This is a genomic window from Streptococcus vicugnae (assembly GCF_016461705.1).
Lineage (GTDB): Bacteria > Bacillota > Bacilli > Lactobacillales > Streptococcaceae > Streptococcus > Streptococcus vicugnae.
Genome location: NZ_JAEMHW010000002.1, coordinates 453,583 through 472,819, shown reverse-complemented (window position 1 = coordinate 472,819; position 19,237 = coordinate 453,583). Strand labels below are relative to the sequence as shown.

19 protein-coding genes are annotated in these 19,237 nt (G+C 37.3%); all 19 read left to right on the top strand.

The window, feature by feature from the left end; genetic code table 11:
• Positions 1-7: 7 nt before the first annotated feature.
• The 19 genes from rnz to budA all read left to right on the top strand — a co-directional run bounded on the left by rnz (position 8) and on the right by budA (position 19,157).
• Entirely contained in the window at positions 8-937 is a 930-nt protein-coding gene (rnz, locus tag JG537_RS05895) for a ribonuclease Z (protein ID WP_132869624.1), read from the top strand.
• Positions 934-1,692 carry an SDR family NAD(P)-dependent oxidoreductase gene (locus JG537_RS05890; protein ID WP_132869623.1) on the top strand — a complete coding sequence of 253 codons (759 nt, stop codon included), beginning with the start codon at positions 934-936 and terminating at the stop codon, positions 1,690-1,692. The genes rnz and JG537_RS05890 overlap by 4 nt, the downstream gene beginning before the upstream one ends.
• A gap of 35 nt (positions 1,693-1,727) precedes the next feature.
• On the top strand, positions 1,728-3,932 hold the full coding sequence (gene recJ / locus JG537_RS05885; protein WP_199544286.1) for a single-stranded-DNA-specific exonuclease RecJ: 2,205 nt from the start codon (positions 1,728-1,730) through the stop codon (positions 3,930-3,932).
• 171 nt (positions 3,933-4,103) lie between these two features.
• Positions 4,104-5,081, top strand: coding sequence for a choloylglycine hydrolase (gene bsh, locus JG537_RS05880; RefSeq protein WP_199544285.1), 978 nt, complete (start codon positions 4,104-4,106; stop codon positions 5,079-5,081).
• 102 nt (positions 5,082-5,183) lie between these two features.
• Entirely contained in the window at positions 5,184-5,702 is a 519-nt protein-coding gene (locus tag JG537_RS05875) for an adenine phosphoribosyltransferase (RefSeq protein ID WP_132869645.1), read from the top strand.
• A gap of 107 nt (positions 5,703-5,809) precedes the next feature.
• Complete coding sequence (gene metA / locus JG537_RS05870; RefSeq protein ID WP_132869646.1) at positions 5,810-6,754, top strand: homoserine O-acetyltransferase MetA; 945 nt, start codon at positions 5,810-5,812, stop codon at positions 6,752-6,754.
• Between the two features lie 82 nt (positions 6,755-6,836).
• Positions 6,837-7,511 carry a DnaD domain-containing protein gene (locus JG537_RS05865; RefSeq protein ID WP_132869647.1) on the top strand — a complete coding sequence of 225 codons (675 nt, stop codon included), beginning with the start codon at positions 6,837-6,839 and terminating at the stop codon, positions 7,509-7,511.
• Positions 7,511-8,161 (top strand): endonuclease III, encoded by a 651-nt coding sequence (gene nth / locus JG537_RS05860; protein ID WP_132869648.1) that lies wholly within the window; start codon positions 7,511-7,513, stop codon positions 8,159-8,161. The genes JG537_RS05865 and nth overlap by 1 nt, the downstream gene beginning before the upstream one ends.
• Positions 8,162-8,252: 91 nt before the next feature.
• Positions 8,253-8,939 (top strand): tRNA (adenine(22)-N(1))-methyltransferase, encoded by a 687-nt coding sequence (locus JG537_RS05855; RefSeq protein ID WP_132869649.1) that lies wholly within the window; start codon positions 8,253-8,255, stop codon positions 8,937-8,939.
• Entirely contained in the window at positions 8,926-9,714 is a 789-nt protein-coding gene (locus tag JG537_RS05850; protein ID WP_132869650.1) for a Nif3-like dinuclear metal center hexameric protein, read from the top strand. Before JG537_RS05855 ends, JG537_RS05850 begins: the two co-directional genes overlap by 14 nt.
• Positions 9,715-9,977: 263 nt before the next feature.
• A complete protein-coding gene (gene rfbA, locus JG537_RS05845) occupies positions 9,978-10,847 on the top strand; it encodes a glucose-1-phosphate thymidylyltransferase RfbA (RefSeq protein ID WP_074482010.1) in 870 nt (289 codons plus the stop codon).
• Positions 10,847-11,440, top strand: a complete 594-nt coding sequence (locus tag JG537_RS05840; RefSeq protein WP_074482011.1) for a dTDP-4-dehydrorhamnose 3,5-epimerase family protein — start codon at positions 10,847-10,849, stop codon at positions 11,438-11,440. Before rfbA ends, JG537_RS05840 begins: the two co-directional genes overlap by 1 nt.
• A gap of 168 nt (positions 11,441-11,608) precedes the next feature.
• Positions 11,609-12,658: a dTDP-glucose 4,6-dehydratase gene (gene rfbB, locus JG537_RS05835; RefSeq protein ID WP_003064218.1), complete on the top strand. Its 1,050-nt coding sequence runs from the start codon at positions 11,609-11,611 to the stop codon at positions 12,656-12,658.
• Positions 12,659-12,795: 137 nt separating this feature from the next.
• Positions 12,796-13,218 carry an HD domain-containing protein gene (locus tag JG537_RS05830; protein WP_199544282.1) on the top strand — a complete coding sequence of 141 codons (423 nt, stop codon included), beginning with the start codon at positions 12,796-12,798 and terminating at the stop codon, positions 13,216-13,218.
• Positions 13,219-13,336: 118 nt separating this feature from the next.
• Complete coding sequence (locus tag JG537_RS05825) at positions 13,337-13,822, top strand: NUDIX hydrolase (RefSeq protein ID WP_074482012.1); 486 nt, start codon at positions 13,337-13,339, stop codon at positions 13,820-13,822.
• 24 nt (positions 13,823-13,846) lie between these two features.
• Entirely contained in the window at positions 13,847-15,034 is a 1,188-nt protein-coding gene (locus JG537_RS05820) for an AI-2E family transporter (RefSeq protein ID WP_199544281.1), read from the top strand.
• Positions 15,024-16,259 (top strand): tetratricopeptide repeat protein, encoded by a 1,236-nt coding sequence (locus JG537_RS05815; protein WP_199544280.1) that lies wholly within the window; start codon positions 15,024-15,026, stop codon positions 16,257-16,259. Before JG537_RS05820 ends, JG537_RS05815 begins: the two co-directional genes overlap by 11 nt.
• A 431-nt stretch (positions 16,260-16,690) precedes the next feature.
• On the top strand, positions 16,691-18,364 hold the full coding sequence (alsS, locus tag JG537_RS05810; protein ID WP_199544269.1) for an acetolactate synthase AlsS: 1,674 nt from the start codon (positions 16,691-16,693) through the stop codon (positions 18,362-18,364).
• Positions 18,365-18,437: 73 nt separating this feature from the next.
• On the top strand, positions 18,438-19,157 hold the full coding sequence (budA, locus tag JG537_RS05805) for an acetolactate decarboxylase (RefSeq protein WP_199544267.1): 720 nt from the start codon (positions 18,438-18,440) through the stop codon (positions 19,155-19,157).
• Positions 19,158-19,237: the final 80 nt, after the last annotated feature.

The window sequence follows — 19,237 nt, the reverse complement described above, 5'->3', positions numbered from 1 at the left end:
GGTATATATGGAATTACAATTTTTGGGAACAGGAGCGGGTCAGCCCTCAAAGTTACGTAATGTGTCAAGTTTAGTGTTAAAGTTGCTTGACGAAATTAACGAAGTTTGGATGTTTGACTGTGGTGAAGGCACACAACGTCAGATTTTAGAAACAACTATCCGCCCTCGTAAAGTGAAACGCATCTTTATCACGCACTTGCATGGTGACCATATTTTTGGTCTTCCTGGATTTTTGGCAAGTCGTGCTTTCCAAGCAAATGAAGAACAAACTGACCTTGATATTTATGGTCCTGTTGGTATTCGTTCATACGTTTTGAGCAGTTTGCGCTTGTCTGGTGCTCGTTTGCCATACCGTATTCATTTTCATGAATTTGACGAAAACAGTCTGGGCAAAATCATGGAAACTGATAAATTTGTGGTTTATGCTGAAAAACTTGACCATACTATTTTCTGTATTGGCTACCGTGTGATGCAAAAAGACTTGGAAGGAACACTTGATGCAGAAGCTTTGAAGGCTGCTGGTGTGCCATTTGGTCCATTATTCGGCAAAATTAAGAGCGGACAAGATGTTGTTTTAGAGGATGGAACAAAAATTATCGCTAAAGATTACATTTCAGCACCGAAAAAAGGGAAAGTCATTACTATTTTAGGTGATACTCGTAAGACTGATGCTAGTATCCGTCTTGGTTTAGGAGCTGATATCCTAGTTCATGAGTCAACTTATGGTAAGGGTGATGAAAAAATTGCTCGTAAACATGGGCACTCAACAGGAACTCAAGCGGCTCAAATTGCTAAAGAAGCATCAGCTAAAATGCTTTTACTTAATCACATTAGTGCACGTTTTTTGGGACGCGAATGCAAACAAATCGAAAACGACGCACAAGCAATCTTTGAAAATACACACTTGGTTAAAGATTTGGAAGAAATTAGCTTATGAGAATAATTGCTATTACGGGAGCAAGCGGTGGACTTGCTCAGGAAATTGTTAAACAGTTACCAGCTGAAGATTTTGTTATTGCTTTAGGACGCAGTGCTGAAAAACTTAAAAAATGTTATGCAAGTCGTCCAAATACAGCTTGTTATGAACTAGATATGACAAGTGATCTGGCTATTTTTGAGATGGTTGAAAAACTGTATGCAGAACACGGTCATATTGATGTCTTTATTAATAATGCTGGTTATGGTGATTTCAGTGAGTTTGATGCCTACACGACTGCTCAAATTCGTGACATGTTTGATATCAATACTTTTGCTACGATGACATTTTCACGTTTGGTTGGGCACAAGATGAAAGAGGCTGGTCACGGGCATATCGTTAATATTGCTAGCATCGCTGGTTTGATTGCGTCAGCCAAATCATCTGTTTATTCTGCGACAAAATTTGCTGTGATTGGCTTTTCAAACGCTCTTCGTTTGGAATTAGCTGGTAGCAAGGTCTACGTGACAACGATTAATCCAGGGCCTATTGCAACAACATTTTTTGATAAAGCAGACCCATCTGGAGAATATCTAAAAAGTGTTGGACGTTTTGTTTTACAACCTGAAGAAGTGGCTAGACGTACAGTCGCTATCTTAGGTAAAAATAAGCGAGAAGTGAATATGCCCTTGTCAATGGCAGCAGCTCACAAGTTCTACACACTTTTCCCGAAAATTACAGATTTCTTAGCGCGAAGAGTTTTTAATTACAAATAACTAACTTTCAATTCTACGTAAGAAGTGAGAAGTGAATGATAACAAGTAAATACCAATGGAAAAATATTGAAAAAGAGCCAGATGATGGCTTTTTTGAACTGACAAAAAAGGAAAATATCACTGCCTTAGCTAGTAAGATTCTCTATAGCCGAGGGGTTGATAATGAAGAAAAACTAACACAATTTTTATCAAATGATTTATCTCAACTGCATGACCCATATCTTTTACATGATATGGATAAGGCGGTTGCTCGTATCCGTCAAGCGATTGAGAATTACGAACAAATTTTGGTTTATGGTGACTATGATGCCGATGGCATGACAAGTGCTAGCATTATGAAAGAAGCTCTTGAAATGCTAGGAGCTGAAGCCCAAGTTTATCTCCCAAATCGTTTCGTTGACGGCTATGGACCAAACGAATCTGTTTACAAATACTTTATTGAACAGCAACAGGTTTCTTTGATTATCACGGTGGACAATGGTGTTGCTGGGCATGAGGCGATTAGCTATGCACAAAGCCAAGGAGTTGATGTCATTGTAACTGACCACCATGGCCTTCCCGCAGAGCTTCCAGATGCTTTTGCTATTGTGCATCCCGAACATCCAGATGCTAACTATCCTTTTAAATACTTAGCTGGCTGTGGGGTGGCTTTCAAAGTGGCTTGCGCCTTGCTTGAGTCAATTCCAACTGAAATGTTAGATTTGGTAGCAATTGGAACCATTGCTGATATGGTCAGCTTAACGGATGAAAACCGAATTATGGTTAAAGTTGGTCTTGAAATGCTCAAACAGACAGAACGCATCGGTTTAATGGAGTTAATGAGGGTATCTGATATTGAAATTTCAGATGTTAACGAAGAAACCGTTGGTTTCAAAATCGCTCCTCAACTAAATGCGCTAGGTCGCCTCGATGATCCTAATCCAGCTGTTGAATTATTGACTGGATTTGATGACGAGGAAGCTCTTAGCATTGCTCAAATGATTAATGCCAAAAACGAAGAGCGTAAAGAAATCGTTCAAAAAATTTACGATGAAGCGATGAGTATGGTTGATTTAGATAAGCCAGTTCAAGTTTTAGCTAAAGAAGGTTGGCATCCAGGTGTTCTAGGGATTGTCGCTGGTCGTATTTTGGAGCACATTGCTCAGCCAGTTATTGTCTTAAACATTGAAGATGGTATGGCAAAGGGTTCAGCAAGAAGTATTGAAGCTATCAATATTTTCCATGCTCTTGATGAACATCGAGATTTGTTTAAGGCTTTTGGTGGACATGCTGGTGCAGCTGGTATGACCTTGCCAGTTGAAAATCTTGAACAATTGTCACAAGTTCTATGTGATTATATTGCTGAAAATGACATTGATTTGTCTCAGAAAAAGACTTTAGTCATTGATGAAGTACTGGAACTTTCAGAAATTGATTTAGACACTGTAAAAAGTCTTGAGAAAATTGCACCATTTGGTATGGATAATGCAAAACCAGTCTTTGAAATCAAGGATTTTACAGTCAAACAAGCACGTACTATGGGACAAAACGGGGCTCATTTGAAGCTAAAAATTGCTCAAGGCTCAACAAATGTTGATCTTGTTGCTTTCAATCAGGGACATTTAGTACAGGAATTTCAACAAGCGCAAAATCTTTGCCTAGCAGTAACCTTATCTATAAACAAATGGAATGGTCAGACAACTGTCCAGTTGATGTTAGAAGATGCTCGTGTAGATGGTATTCAACTAATTGATATTCGTTCAAAAAATGCGAGCCTTCCAGAACGTGTGCCTGTTTTGAGTCAAGATACCAGCGCTAGTGAAGTCGTTGTTTTAGATATTCCAGAGAATGCTGATGAACTCAAGTCGCTTTTTGTGGGACGCCAATTTGATGCTGTGTACTTTAAGAATCACATCAAACGCGCCTATTATTTGACAGGGTATGGAACACGTGAACAATTTGCTAAATTGTATAAAACCATTTACCAATTCCCAGAATTTGACGTACGATATAAATTAAAAGAGCTAAGCCAATACCTCAATATCCCTGATATTCTTTTGGTAAAAATGATTCAAATTTTCGATGAACTTGATTTTGTAACCATTACTGACGGTGTTATGGTCGTTAATAAAGATGCTCAAAAACGCAGCATCTCAGATAGTCAAATTTACCAACAACTTAAAAAAGAAGTGAAGTACCAAGAGTTAATGGCTTTAGGCACTCCACAAGAAATTTACGATTGGTTGATGGACGAGAATTAAAAAACTATGATAAGCTTTAACTTATCATAGTTTTTTATTACACATAGTAAGCGCTCGCTAAATATTTGTTTTTCTATTGAAACAGAATTATAATGAGATTATGTAGGAATTATTTGCTACAAAAAATTTAAATGGCTTATTGAATTTTTTCTTGTAATAAGGAGGTTTCTTATGTGTACTGCGATTACTTATACAACTAAAGATAGTTACTTTGGACGTAATCTTGATTTGGATTTTTCATACAATGAAACGGTGACCGTTTGTCCTAGAAATTACCCATTTTCATTCAAGCATCAAGGAGAAAATGATGCTCACTATGCTATGATTGGTATGGCAACTGTGGTGGCCGATTATCCGCTTTTTTATGAAGCTGTTAATGAAAAAGGAGTTGGTATGGCAGGGTTGAATTTCCCTGAAAATGCTGACTATAAAGAAGTAGCAAAAGGTAAAGATAATGTTGCTTCCTTTGAATTGATTCCATGGCTTTTATCTCAGTGTGATTCTGTTGCACAAGTTAAAGAACTTTGTCAAAATCTTAATGTCACTAATGAAGCATTTAGTGCGGATTTTCAACCAAGTCCTCTGCACTGGTTGATTGCAGACCGTCAAGAAGCTATTGTGTTGGAATCAGTAGCAAGTGGACTCAAGGTTTATGACAATCCAACTGGTGTTTTGACTAATAATCCAACTTTTGATAAACAATTGTTTAACTTGAACAACTACCGTCACCTTTCACCAAAAGTTTCCGACAATCTTTTCTCTACAGAAATTCAATTAGATACCTATAGTCGAGGAATGGGAGGGTTAGGTTTGCCTGGTGATTTGTCATCAATGTCACGCTATGTTAAAGTGGCATTTACTAAATTAAACTCAGTCGCAGAAGATAGTGAATCAAGTAGTGTCAATCAATTCTTCCATATCTTGAAATCAGTTGAACAACAAAAAGGATTGTGTTATGTGGATGAAAGTGGTAAATACGAATACACTATTTACAGTTCATGTATCAATGCTGATAAGGGAATTTACTACTACACAACTTATGATAACTCACAAATCACTGCAGTAGATATGCATAAAGAAAATTTGGATGACAGTAAGCTAGTGACTTATCCACTAGTTAAAGAATGGCAAGTAAATTATCAAAATTGAGTTTTATAAAATTTATCTTCTAAATTCTGTTCCTTTTTCCAAAAAATATGCTATAATGAAATGTAAAACATTTTTTGGCAAAAAGCCCATAGAAAGAAGAAAATGGATTTAAAAAATTATATCGCTACAATTGAAAACTATCCTAAAGAAGGAATCACTTTCCGTGATATTTCTCCTTTGATGGCAGATGGAAATGCTTATAGCTATGCTGTTCGCGAAATTGTACAGTATGCTACTGACAAAAAGATCGACATGATTGTTGGTCCTGAGGCTCGCGGATTTATCGTAGGTTGCCCAGTTGCATTCGAGCTTGGAATTGGTTTCGCACCAGTTCGTAAACCTGGTAAATTACCACGTGAAGTAATCTCAGCAGATTACGAAAAAGAGTACGGTATTGATACACTGTGTATGCATGCTGATGCTATTAAACCTGGACAACGTGTCCTTATCGTTGATGACCTTTTGGCAACAGGTGGTACTGTGAAAGCTACTATCGAAATGGTAGAACGCCTTGGTGGTATCGTTGCTGGATGTGCTTTCCTTGTTGAATTGGACGGACTAAACGGACGTAAAGCCCTTGAAGGTTATGATACGAAAGTTTTGATGAATTTCCCTGGATAATTATAGTTAAAAACTATAACTGCTTAAAGAAATTATATAATTGAAAACTATATCTCCATCTTTTATAATATTACTTAAATATAATATTATAGAGTGGAGATATTTTCATGCCAATAAAACTTGATAAAGAATTACCGGCCTTAGACATTTTGCGCAAAGAGAATGTCTTCATCATGGATAATAAACGAGCAAAACATCAGGATATTAGACCGATGGATTTTCTCATCGTCAATCTTATGCCGACTAAAGAAGTGACAGAGATGCAACTTTTGCGTCTTTTAGCTAATACACCTTTGCAAATCAATGTTGAATTTCTTTATATGACTAGTCATGAGTCAAAAAACACAACGGCTGAGCATCTAGAAACCTTCTATAAAACTTTTGACGATGTCAAGCATAAATATTATGATGGCCTGATTATTACTGGTGCGCCAGTTGAAACATTGGCTTACGAAGAAGTGGATTATTGGGAAGAATTATGCCAAATCTTTGATTGGGCCAAATCCCATGTTTATTCAACATTGCACCTATGTTGGGGAGCACAAGCAGGGCTTTACTACAAATATGGTATTAAAAAAGTTTTGCTAGAGGAAAAACTGTCAGGTATCTTTTCACAAACTGTCAAACAACCTTCTAATCCGATTGTTCGTGGCTTTGATGATTGTTTCATGGCACCACATTCAAGATACACTGAAGTTAGACATGAGGATGTTGATAAGGTTGATAGACTAGAAGTTATCGCAGAAGGGCCGACAGTTGGGTTATCCATTGTAGCCAGCAAAGATTTGCGTGAAGTCTATAGTTTTGGACATTTGGAATATGATCGTGAAACTTTGGATCGTGAGTATAAACGTGATGTTAAAGTAGGAAAAAATCCTAATGTTCCAGCGCATTACTATTTAAATGATGATCCAAACCAAGAGGTTCCAATGCAATGGAACTTGGCTGCAACAACTTTCTTTAGCAATTGGATTAATTATGCTGTTTACCAAGAGACACCTTACCAGCTAGAAGAGTTGGAAAAGGAACCTTGGTTTTACGGTTATTTGTGATTCAGTGACTTGCTTGTTTGATCTTGTTTAATCTTTGTCAGGTATAATTTTATAGATGTGATAATCTTTTAGGAATAATATTATGAGTTATTTAGAAAATTACAAATCAGGTAATCTTGTATTACCGAGCGCTTTGCTCTTCCATTATAAAGACATCTTTAAGTGTTCTGATGATTTTTTGATTTGGCAGTTTATTTACCTGCAAAATACAACTAAAATGGATGATTTGGCGCCTAGTCAAATTGCTAGCGCTTTAGATAAAACAGTCGCAGAGGTTAATCGCTCTATTTCTGATTTGACTGCACAAGGTTTGCTTGATATGAAAACTATTGAGCTTGGCAGTGAGATTGAAGTGATTTTTGATGCCAGTCCTGTTTTAGCCCTTTTGGATAAGTTGTTAGATGAACCAAAACAAGCACCTGAAAAACAGTCTTCGAATCCAGTAAAAGAACTTGTTGAAGATTTTGAACGCGAATTGGGACGAATGCTTAGTCCGTTTGAATTAGAAGACTTGCAAAAAACAATCCGTGAGGATAAAACAGATCCTGATTTAGTACGTGCAGCTCTTCGTGAAGCAGTCTTTAATGGCAAAACAAGCTGGAATTACATTAATGCTATTTTACGTAATTGGCGTCGAGAAGGTATTACAACAATGCGTCAAGTTGAGGAACGTCGCAAAGAACATGAAGATTCAAAAGCTGGCAAGGTTTCTGTTTCAGATGACTTTTTGGCAGCGATGGATTTGTGGAGTGACTAATGAGAGTTGGACGTGATCGTTTAAAGAAAATCTTAGCTATTATTGGTGATATGTATCCTGAAGCGCGTGGTGAGTTGGAATGGCAAACGCCATTTCAACTACTTATTGCGGTGATTTTGTCTGCTCAGACCACTGATAAAGCTGTTAATAAGGTAACGCCAAATCTTTGGAGACATTATCCTGAAATTGAAGATCTGGCTAAGGCTAATCTAGCTGATGTTGAAGAGTGTCTTCGTACAATTGGGCTTTATAAAAATAAAGCTAGAAATATTATCAAGACGGCAAGAGCCATTTTACAAGATTTTGATGGACAAGTTCCTAAGACTCATAAAGAGCTTGAAACTTTGCCTGGAGTTGGACGCAAGACTGCTAATGTTGTCTTGGCAGAAGTTTATGGTATTCCGTCGATTGCAGTAGACACGCATGTATCTCGCATTGCTAAACGTCTTAATATTTCAGGACCAGATGCTGATGTTAAAGAAATTGAGCAGGATTTGATGAAGAAAATTCCTAAGAAAGATTGGATTTTGACACACCATCGCTTGATTTTCTTTGGACGTTATCATTGTTTAGCTAAGAAGCCCAAATGTGATATTTGCCCCGTTCAAACTTATTGTAAGTATTATAAAGACAATGTGAAAAACAACTAAGCAGCTCACCTGAGTTGCTTTTGTTATGCTTTTGTAAGGAGAAGTTGTTTTTGATATAATTGAAGAGAATGATATTTTAGAAGGAAGAATTATGCAAACAGTATTATCTCAGCGTTTGGCTGCTGTGGCTGAATTTGTGCCACAAGGAGCTCGCTTACTAGATGTCGGAAGTGACCATGCTTACTTGCCGATTGCTTTGATGGAGAATGGGAAAATTGATTTTGCCATTGCTGGTGAGGTTGTCAAAGGACCATACGAATCAGCTCTTCATAATGTTGCTGGAGCAGGATTGGCCGATAAAATTGCTGTCCGTTTGGCTGATGGTTTGGCAGCATTTGAAGCGTCAGACCAAGTGACAACTATTACGATTTGTGGTATGGGTGGAGGCTTAATTGCAGATATTTTAGCTGCAGGCGCTGATAAATTAGCATCTGTTGATCGTCTTATTTTGCAACCCAATAACCGTGAAGATGAACTCCGTGCATGGTTGATGAACAATGGCTTTAAATTGATTACTGAACAAATCATGACTGAAAATGATAAGTTCTATGAAATCATGGTTGTTGAGCACGGTCAAATGGAGCTTTCTGCGACTGACTTGCGTTTTGGACCTTTCTTGAACCAAGAAAAATCAGAAGTTTTTAAAGCACGTTGGCAACGAGAACTGAAAAAATTGGAAATTGCTCTTCCTCATGTTCCAGAAAATCGTGTTGATGACCGCGCAGCTATTTCACAAAAAATGACAGCTATCAAGGAGGCTATCAATGAAGGCAAGTGATATTATTGCCCGCTATGAAGCTTATTGCCCACGCGAGCTTTCAATGGATGGGGACATTTCTGGCTTACAAATCGGAACGCTTGATAAAGAAGTTAAGCGCGTGATGATTGCTCTAGATGTGCGAGAAACAACAGTTGCTGAAGCTATTGAGAAGCAAGTTGATTTGATTATTGTCAAACACGCACCAATTTTTCGTCCGCTTAAAGATCTTGTGGCGACGCCTCAAAATCAGATTTACCTTGACTTGGTCAAACACGATATTGCCGTTTATGTGAGTCATACAAATATTGACATTGTCCCTGATGGTCTAAATGATTGGTTCTGTGACCTTTTGGAAATTACTGATACTGAGATTTTAAGTCCAACAGCTGATGGTTACGGCATTGGTCGCGTTGGAAATATTAAGGAGCAAACTTTCTCAGAATTTGCTCTTAAAGTTAAAGAAAGCTTCCAATTGGATAGTGTTCGTTTGGTCGCTTATGGCAATCAGGATAAACTGATCAAGCGTGTTGCTATTTGCGGTGGTAGCGGTCAAGGTTTCTATCGAGATGCAATGGCAAAAGGAGCTCAAGTCTATATTACGGGTGATATTTATTACCATACTGCTCAAGAAATGATTACAAATGGCATGTTAGCCATTGATCCGGGGCACCATATCGAAGTGCTCATGGTAGATAAACTACTTGAAAAATTCAATGATTGGAAGAAGGAAAATCAATGGTCGGTTGATTTTCTAGCTAGCAAAGCACAAACAAATCCTTTTTATCACTTATAAAAAATAGCTAAGGCTGAGGAGAAGAATCCAGCATGGATAACTTCCTTCAGTTTTTTTTGAGGTTAGGCTTAGAAAATAAGGCTATATCAGTTATCATATTTTTAGCAGTTCGTCAGTATTTTGAAATTTTTGCTGACATTTGTCAGTAAATTTTGTTAAACCCTTGTAAAATCAGGAAATTTAGTGACAGCATTTGCAAAAAATGATAAAATAGTTTCTGATAGTTAATATTGATATTTAATAATAAAGAGGGAGACCTAACTATGAAAGGTATTATTCTTGCAGGAGGATCAGGAACACGTTTGTATCCTTTGACTCGTGCGGCTTCAAAACAACTTATGCCAGTGTATGATAAACCAATGATTTATTATCCACTATCAACATTGATGTTGGCTGGTATCCGAGACATCTTGATTATCTCAACACCAACTGATATTCATCGTTTTGAAGAACTGCTTGGAGACGGTTCAGAATTTGGTATTTCACTTTCTTACGCTGTTCAACCAAGCCCAGATGGATTGGCACAAGCCTTTATCATCGGTGAAGAATTTATCGGAGATGACAATGTTGCTCTTGTATTGGGAGATAACATTTACCATGGAGCAGGTCTAAGTAAAATGCTTCAAAAAGCAGCTAGCAAAGAAAAAGGTGCTACTGTCTTTGGTTATCAAGTAAAAGATCCAGAACGTTTTGGTGTTGTTGAATTCGACGAAGATTTCAACGCCATCTCAATCGAAGAGAAACCAGAACATCCAAAATCACACTACGCTGTAACAGGTCTTTATTTCTACGATAACGATGTTGTAGAAATTGCTAAAAACATCAAACCAAGTGCACGTGGTGAACTTGAAATCACAGATGTAAACAAAGCTTATCTTGAACGTGGCGATCTTTCTGTAGAAGTTATGGGTCGTGGATTTGCATGGCTTGATACAGGAACACACGAAAGCCTTCTTGAAGCAGCTCAATATATTGAAACAGTACAACGTATGCAAAACCTTCAAGTAGCAAACTTGGAAGAAATTGCTTATCGCATGGGTTACATCACAAAAGAAGATGTGTATAACCTTGCACAACCACTTAAGAAAAACGAATACGGAAAATACTTGCTCCGTTTGATTGGAGAAGACTAATGACAGAACAGTTTTTTGGTAAAGAATTAGCAGCACGTAAAATCGAAGCTATCCCAGGGATGATCGAATTCGATATTCCAGTTCATGGTGATAACCGCGGATGGTTTAAAGAAAACTTCCAAAAAGAAAAAATGCTTCCACTTGGTTTCCCGGAATCATTCTTTGCAGAAGGAAAATTGCAAAATAACGTCAGCTTTTCACATAAAAATGTTTTGCGTGGACTTCATGCTGAACCATGGGATAAATACATTTCAGTTGCTGATGAAGGTAAAGTCCTAGGTTCATGGGTTGACTTGCGTGAAGGTGACAGCTTTGGTCATGTATACCAAACTGTTATCGATGCTTCAAAAGGTATCTTTGTCCCACGTGGTGTCGCTAATGGTTTCCAAGTATTGTCTGATAAAGTATCATACAGCTACTTGGTTAACGATTACTGGGCACTTGAACTTAAACCAAAATACGCTTTTGTAAACTATGCTGACCCAACTCTTGGAATCAAATGGGAAAACTTGGAAGCAGCAGAAGTTTCTGAAGCAGATAAAAATCACCCAATGCTTAAAGATGTTAAACCATTAAGCAAAGAAGATTTGTAATAAAAATAAAAAATTAATCAGAAAGGAGTGTTCAGTTTTAAGAAACTGAACACGGGACTAAATCTCTAAGAAAAAAGATAAATCTTCCCAGACGCTTGTCGCCTGCGTCAGATTTCCTATTTTTCTATGAGATTTTTCGCGAGCGAAACGTCCCTTTGTATCTTAATTATGTCTGAATACAAAAATATCATTGTAACCGGTGGTGCAGGTTTCATCGGTTCAAACTTCGTACACTATGTTTACAATAACCACCCAGATGTACACGTTACCGTTCTTGATAAATTAACATACGCTGGTAACCGTGCAAACTTAGAAGAAATCCTTGGTGACCGTGTTGAGTTGGTTGTTGGTGACATTGCAGATGCTGAATTGGTCGATAAATTAGCTGCTAAAGCTGATGCTATCGTTCACTACGCTGCTGAAAGCCACAACGATAACTCATTGAAAGATCCAAGCCCATTCATCCAAACAAACTTTGTTGGAACGTACACACTTTTGGAAGCAGCTCGTAAATACGATATTCGTTTCCACCACGTATCAACTGACGAAGTTTACGGAGACCTTCCACTTCGTGAAGACCTTCCAGGACATGGTGAAGGACCAGGTGAAAAATTCACTGCTGAAACAAAATACAATCCAAGTTCACCTTATTCATCAACAAAAGCTGCATCAGATTTGATTGTAAAAGCTTGGGTACGTTCATTTGGCGTTAAAGCAACTATTTCTAACTGCTCTAACAACTATGGACCATACCAACACATCGAAAAATTCATTCCTCGTCAAATCACAAACATTTTGTCAGGAATTAAACCAAAACTTTACGGTGACGGTAAAAACGTTCGTGACTGGATTCACACAAACGACCACTCAACTGGTGTTTGGGCTATCTTGACTAAAGGACGCATCGGTGAAACTTACCTTATCGGTGCTGATGGTGAAAAGAACAACAAAGAAGTTCTTGAACTTATCCTTGAAAAAATGGGTCAACCCAAAGATGCTTATGACCACGTAACAGACCGTGCTGGTCACGACCTTCGTTACGCTATTGATTCAACTAAACTTCGTGAAGAACTTGGTTGGAAACCTCAATTCACAAACTTTGAAGAAGGACTTGAAGCAACAATCAAATGGTACACAGATAACCAAGATTGGTGGAAAGCTGAAAAAGAAGCTGTTGAAGCTAACTACGCTAAAACACAAAAAGTTCTTGATAAATAATCTTAAAAGCCTATCGTATCAAGGGTTACAGCTTGTACGACAGGCTTTTTTTGTGTATAAGGGGCATTTTCGGGGGCAATGTAAGGGTAGAAAAGTGGTATAATAAATTTAATTTTTTCGTTAAAGGAGGAGCAGTGATGAAAGATGATGTCAAATTAGCTCACGAAATTGCTAAAAGAGCACATTACGGTCAAGTTGACAAAGCTGGTGCGCCGTATATTTTACATCCTGAGACGGTGGCATCGTTTGTCACGAAAGATGATGAAAAAATTGTTGCCTATTTACACGATGTGATAGAAGACACTCCTTATCAGCTGAGTGATTTAGAAGAAGCAGGTTTCTCGTCTGAAATCATAAAAGCAGTTGATTTATTGACTAGAAAAGATGGGCAATCGTACAAGCAATATCTTAAACTTGTTAAAACAAATGAATTAGCACGTGTTGTCAAATTGGCGGATTTAAAGCACAATTCAGATTTATCAAGGCTGGCTCAGGTCACTCGAAACGACATCAAACGTCTGAAAAAATACCAAGATGCCATTATATTTTTAAGCACTTAGATATTTCTATGTGCTTTTTGTCCCTTCAAAAATGGCAAATACCATATAACTTAACTTTTGATTCAGAATTGTGTTTATTTTTCTGGTACAATAGAAGAAAACGAGAAAGAAGAGAAAAATGACAAAGTTAGCAACGATTTGTTATATTGACAACGGTGAAGCTCTTTTGCTTTTACATCGCAATAAAAAGCCAAATGATGTTCATGAAGGAAAATGGATTTCAGTGGGTGGTAAACTTGAAGCTGGTGAAACTCCAGATGAGTGTGCTAAACGTGAAATTTTTGAAGAAACTCATTTTACTGTTAAAGAAATGGATTTCAAGGGAGTGATTACTTTTCCAGAATTTACGCCTGGACATGACTGGTATACTTATGTTTTCAAAGTAACTGATTTTGAGGGTGAATTAATCTCAGATGAAGAATCACGAGAAGGAACGCTTGAGTGGGTACCTTATGATCAAGTCTTGTCAAAACCAACTTGGGAAGGTGATTATGAGATTTTTAAATGGATTTTAGATGATGTTCCGTTTTTCTCAGCTAAGTTTACTTATGATGACAAGCAACGTCTTGTAGATAAGAGCGTTACTTTTTATGATAATAAGTAGTGTGTATTATAGAGAGGAGTTTTCATGGATCGACATCAGGAAAAGAAATTTACTGATTCTTGGTTTTTTAAATGGGTATTGAATAGTCAAGCTACTGTGACTGTTATGGTTACTTTTCTTGTTTTTTTGACCCTTTATTTATTTACTAAGATTTCGTTCTTGTTTAAGCCTATTTTATCATTTTTAGCTATTATTATGCTTCCTTTGGTGATTTCGGCAATTCTTTACTATCTTATCAAGCCTTTAGTTGGTCTTATTGAGAGTCGTGGTGTTAGCCGTACAGCTTCGATTTTTATTGTTTATGCCATTATTGTTGCTTTGATTATTTGGGCTTTGGCTAGTTTTATTCCGATGATTGAAGGGCAATTGATGTCATTTGTTGAAAATTTGCCGTCTTATGTCAAAAGTGTCAACGTAGAAGGGGCTAAGTTACTAAAAAGTCCTTGGTTAGCTAATTATCAGTCAGAACTGCAAGATATGCTAGCTAATATCAGTAATAAGGCTGTTGACTATGCAGAAAGCTTTTCAAAGAATGCTATTGATTGGGCATCGAATTTTGCTAGCGCGATTGCTCGTGTGACGGTAGCTATCATTATGTCACCTTTCATTCTCTTTTATTTCTTAAGAGATAGTCATAAGATGAAAGAGGGGTTAATTAAGGCACTTCCGACTAGAATGCGTCATCCATCAGCACGTATCTTAGGGGATATCAATAAGCAACTTGCTGGTTATGTACAAGGTCAAGTGACGGTAGCGATTGTTGTCGGTATTATGTTTACAATTTTCTTTAATATCATCGGTTTGCGTTATGCGGCAACTTTTGGTATTATTGCAGGGTTCTTAAATATGATTCCTTATCTTGGTAGCTTCTTGGCTATGGTTCCAGTTGTGATTATGGGGATTGTTCAAGGGCCGATTATGCTGATTAAAGTCTTGGTGACTTTTGTTATCGAGCAAACAATTGAGGGGCGTTTTGTAGCTCCGTTAGTTTTGGGAAGCAAATTGAGTATTCATCCGATTACTATCATGTTTATTTTGCTAACGTCAGGTTCAATGTTTGGAATTTGGGGAGTTTTTTTAGGAATCCCAGTATACGCTTCAATTAAAGTAATTGTCAAAGAACTTTTTGACTGGTATAAAGTTGTCAGTGGTTTATATGACGAAGATTATATTGTAAAAGAAGGAGAAGAAAATATAAAAGATGTTGAATAGTGAAAAAATGGTTGCCTCAATCCAGAGTCAGGATTTGGAGCACGCAAATAAATATTTTAAACGTGCTTTGAAAGAAGATGATGCTGAGACACTCTTGGAGTTGGCAGAGTATCTTGAGAGTATTGGATTTTTACCACAAGCAAAAGAAATTTATCTGCAAGAACGTGAGGATTATCCTGAGGTAAATATTAACCTTGCTCAGATTGCAACTGAAGATGGCGATATTGAGGGAGCATTTATGTATCTTGATGCCATTTCTCCAGAAAGCGACAGTTATTTGTCAGCTTTGTTAGTTATGGCTGATATTTATGAAATGGAAGGTTTGGCTGATGTTGCGCGCGAAAAACTTTTGCAAGCAAATGAAATCAGTGATGAACCTTTGGTGATTTTTGGTTTGGCAGAAATTGAAATGGAGCTTGGAAATTATAACCAAGCTATCAAAGAATATGCGAAATTAGACAACCGTGATATGCTAGAGCTAACAGGTGTATCAACATATCAGCGTATTGGTCGTGCTTATGCCAGCCTTGGAAAATTTGAAGCAGCTATCGAATTTCTTGAAAAAGCAGTTGAAATTGAGTATGATGATAACACTGTCTTTGAGTTAGCGACTATTTTGTATGATCAAGGTGAGTACCAAAAAGCTAATATCTATTTCAAACAATTGGAAACAATGAACCCTGATTTTGAAGGGTATGAATACGTTTATGCTCATTCTCTTCACGAGGAAAACAAAACAGAAGAAGCGCTTCGCTTGGTTCAAAAAGGTTTGTCTAAAAATGAATTTGATACAAATCTCTTGTTAGCGGCTTCTCAATTCTCATATGAGTTGCATGATTCAAAACAAGCAGAAAGTTATCTTTTAAAAGCAAAAGAAGTTGCTGTTGATGATGAAGATGTTTTGATGCGTTTGACAAACTTGTACTTAGAAGAAGAACGCTATGATGATGTTGTTGCGCTTTATCGTGACAATATTGATAACGTGCTTACAAAATGGAACATTGCCAAGGCTTATCAAGCGCTTGAGGCTGATAAAAAAGCGCTCAAGATTTACGATGATTTGGCAACAGATTTAGCTGATAATCCAGAATTCTTGCAAGATTATGCTTACATTTTGCGTGAGTTTGGTTATGGAGATCGCGCTAAAGATGTCGCTAAACGTTACTTGAGCTTGGTTCCAGATGATGTCAATATGGTGGAATTTTTAAATGAAGATGAATTTTAAGAGTCTCTTGGCTAGTAATCTGATAACGGTTATCATCATTTTTGTTTTGCTATCATTCTTTGATCAAAGTGGTGAGCCTCTACGAAATATTCTTGTGGTATTTGGTGGTTTCATCATAATGACCACCTATGATTTTGTCAGAACAAGACGAAAAAAATAGGGAGAAAGAACGTGAGATTTGTCACGTTCTTTTCTTGTAATTTTCATTGATATTTTCATTTTACGAAAGAAAGATAAAGAAAAATTTCACAAGCGAAATTTCACAAACTTTTCGTAAAACTATGGTATAATTGATTCATATTTGTGAAAAAATAAAAATTTGTGATTTAGATTTGACTAATTTTATCACCAAATCTGCTTGTAGTTGTGATGTATTTGGATTGGAAAAAATCCTTTCTTAATTAGTCATCTAAAGACATATAGGAGATAAAATGACTGAACAAAAGCAATATGGGGCTGATCTTGTCGTAGATAGCCTTATCAATCATGACATTGATTATGTCTTTGGTATTCCAGGTGCAAAGATTGACCGAATTTTTGACACACTTGAAGATAAGGGGCCAAAACTGATTGTTGCTCGTCACGAACAAAATGCTGCTTTTATGGCACAAGGTATCGGACGTATCACTGGCAATCCTGGTGTAGTTATCACAACAAGTGGTCCTGGTGTATCAAATTTGGCAACTGGTCTTGTAACGGCAACTGATGAAGGTGACCCAGTTCTTGCCATTTCTGGACAAGTAAAACGCTGTGATTTATTGAAACGTTCACACCAATCAATGAAAAACGTGGCTATGATGGAGCCGGTGACTAAGTCAGCTGTTGAAGTTCACGATCCTAACACACTTTCTGAAACTATTGCCAATGCTTATCGTGTCGCTAAATCAGGCAAACGTGGCGCTAGCTTTGTTTCTATTCCTCAAGACGTTACTGATAGTTTGGTATCGGTAAAAGCTATTAAACCATTGACTGATCCAAAACTTGGTTCAGCATCAGTAGATGATGTGAATTACCTTGCTCAAGCTATTCGAAATGCTGAATTGCCTGTTCTTCTCTTGGGAAATGGTGCTTCAACACGTGCGGTTACAAAATCAATTCGTAAATTGCTTGAAGCTGTTAAGTTGCCAGTAGTCGAAACTTTCCAAGGTGCTGGTATTGTTTCACGTGAGCTTGAAGAAGATACTTTCTTTGGACGTGTTGGACTTTTCCGTAACCAACCAGGTGATATGTTGCTTAAAAAAGCGGACCTTGTCATTGCTATTGGTTATGACCCAATTGAATACGAAGCACGCAACTGGAATGCTGAAATCTCAGCACGTATCATTGTTATTGACGTCGCTCAAGCTGAAATTGATACTTATTTCCAACCAGAACGCGAATTGATTGGAGATATTGCCGACACTATTGATTTGCTATTGCCTGCTGTCAATGGCTATACACTACCAAAAACATCTGTAGATTATCTTCAAAACCTTAAGAAAAATGTGGTTGAAGATGTGAAATTTGACCGCAACTCAAAAGAAGGTTTGGTTCACCCGCTTGATGTGATCGATGTCTTGCAAGAAAATACGACTGATGATATGACAGTGACAGTTGACGTTGGTAGTCATTACATTTGGATGGCACGTTATTTCAAATCATATGAAGCACGTCATTTGCTCTTCTCAAATGGTATGCAAACACTTGGTGTAGCACTTCCTTGGGCAATTTCTGCAGCGCTTGTTCGTCCAAATACAAAAGTCATTTCTATTTCTGGTGATGGTGGTTTCTTGTTTTCAGCACAAGAATTGGAAACTGCTGTACGCCTTAACTTGCCAATTGTTCACATTATTTGGAATGATGGTAAATATAACATGGTTGAATTCCAAGAAGAAATGAAATATGGTCGTTCTTCTGGTGTTGAATTTGGTCCAGTTGATTTTGTTAAATATGCTGAAAGCTTTGGTGCAAAAGGTTACCGTGTTGATAGCAAAGAATCATTTGAAGCTACTCTTAAGAAAGCTTTGCAAGAAGCAGAAAATGGACCAGTGCTTATCGATATTCCAATCGATTACAAAGATAATATCAAACTTGGTGAAACAATCTTACCAGACGAATTTTATTAAGCTTGCATTTTAGCTCATTTGGCAATAAAATAATACTGTTAGTTAATTTTAAATGACGAAAGTGAAGGAGAATATGTCAGAAGCAATTAAACTTTTTCAATATAATACCTTAAGTGCCTTGATGGCTGGCCTTTATGGTGGAACGTTAACCATTGGTGAGCTATTGGAGCATGGTGATTTAGGAATCGGAACACTCGATTCTATTGATGGAGAGTTGATTATTCTAGACGGTAAAGCCTATCAAGCTATTGGCTCAAACGGAAAACCTGAAATTGTTGAGGTTTCTGATGATGTCAAAGTTCCTTACGCTGCAGTTGTTCCTCATCAAGCTGAAGTGATTTTCAAACAACGTTTTGAAATGACAGACGCTGAGCTTAAAAAACGCATCGAATCGTATTATGATGGGGTTAACTTGTTCCGTTCGATTAAAATTAAAGGGACTTTTTCTAACATGCATGTTCGCATGATCCCAAAATCTGCGCCAAATACTAAGTTTGCAGAAGTCGCAACACGTCAACCAGAGTATACTCGTGAGGATGTAATGGGTACGATTGTAGGTATCTGGACACCTAAGATGTTCCACGGTGTGAGTGTTGCAGGTTATCATTTACACTTTATTTCGGATGATTTAACATTTGGTGGTCATGTGATGGATTTTGTTATTTCAGAAGGTGTGGTTGAAGTGGGACCGGTAGATCAATTGGATCAACGTTTCCCAGTACAAGATCGCAAATACCTTTTTGCAAAATTTAACATGGACGAATTGAAAGAAGACATCAAAAAAAGCGAATAAATCGTCTAGCTATCGCATATGAAAAAGGCGCATTACTAAAAACGAGTTTTCTTGTTTTAGTAATGTGTTTTTTTACGTGA

What these genes read in the sequence shown, in the direction of transcription:
- JG537_RS05850 (WP_132869650.1), top strand. Translation starts at nt 8,926, where the DNA reads ATGAAGGCAAGTGATATTATTGCCCGCTATGAAGCTTATTGCCCACGC.
- budA (WP_199544267.1), top strand. Translation starts at nt 18,438, where the DNA reads ATGTCAGAAGCAATTAAACTTTTTCAATATAATACCTTAAGTGCCTTG.
- JG537_RS05825 (WP_074482012.1), top strand. Translation starts at nt 13,337, where the DNA reads ATGACAAAGTTAGCAACGATTTGTTATATTGACAACGGTGAAGCTCTT.
- JG537_RS05855 (WP_132869649.1), top strand. Translation starts at nt 8,253, where the DNA reads ATGCAAACAGTATTATCTCAGCGTTTGGCTGCTGTGGCTGAATTTGTG.
- JG537_RS05865 (WP_132869647.1), top strand. Translation starts at nt 6,837, where the DNA reads ATGAGTTATTTAGAAAATTACAAATCAGGTAATCTTGTATTACCGAGC.
- bsh (WP_199544285.1), top strand. Translation starts at nt 4,104, where the DNA reads ATGTGTACTGCGATTACTTATACAACTAAAGATAGTTACTTTGGACGT.
- rfbA (WP_074482010.1), top strand. Translation starts at nt 9,978, where the DNA reads ATGAAAGGTATTATTCTTGCAGGAGGATCAGGAACACGTTTGTATCCT.
- JG537_RS05815 (WP_199544280.1), top strand. Translation starts at nt 15,024, where the DNA reads ATGTTGAATAGTGAAAAAATGGTTGCCTCAATCCAGAGTCAGGATTTG.
- recJ (WP_199544286.1), top strand. Translation starts at nt 1,728, where the DNA reads ATGATAACAAGTAAATACCAATGGAAAAATATTGAAAAAGAGCCAGAT.
- JG537_RS05820 (WP_199544281.1), top strand. Translation starts at nt 13,847, where the DNA reads ATGGATCGACATCAGGAAAAGAAATTTACTGATTCTTGGTTTTTTAAA.
- metA (WP_132869646.1), top strand. Translation starts at nt 5,810, where the DNA reads ATGCCAATAAAACTTGATAAAGAATTACCGGCCTTAGACATTTTGCGC.
- JG537_RS05890 (WP_132869623.1), top strand. Translation starts at nt 934, where the DNA reads ATGAGAATAATTGCTATTACGGGAGCAAGCGGTGGACTTGCTCAGGAA.
- JG537_RS05830 (WP_199544282.1), top strand. Translation starts at nt 12,796, where the DNA reads ATGAAAGATGATGTCAAATTAGCTCACGAAATTGCTAAAAGAGCACAT.
- alsS (WP_199544269.1), top strand. Translation starts at nt 16,691, where the DNA reads ATGACTGAACAAAAGCAATATGGGGCTGATCTTGTCGTAGATAGCCTT.
- JG537_RS05840 (WP_074482011.1), top strand. Translation starts at nt 10,847, where the DNA reads ATGACAGAACAGTTTTTTGGTAAAGAATTAGCAGCACGTAAAATCGAA.
- nth (WP_132869648.1), top strand. Translation starts at nt 7,511, where the DNA reads ATGAGAGTTGGACGTGATCGTTTAAAGAAAATCTTAGCTATTATTGGT.
- JG537_RS05875 (WP_132869645.1), top strand. Translation starts at nt 5,184, where the DNA reads ATGGATTTAAAAAATTATATCGCTACAATTGAAAACTATCCTAAAGAA.
- rfbB (WP_003064218.1), top strand. Translation starts at nt 11,609, where the DNA reads ATGTCTGAATACAAAAATATCATTGTAACCGGTGGTGCAGGTTTCATC.
- rnz (WP_132869624.1), top strand. Translation starts at nt 8, where the DNA reads ATGGAATTACAATTTTTGGGAACAGGAGCGGGTCAGCCCTCAAAGTTA.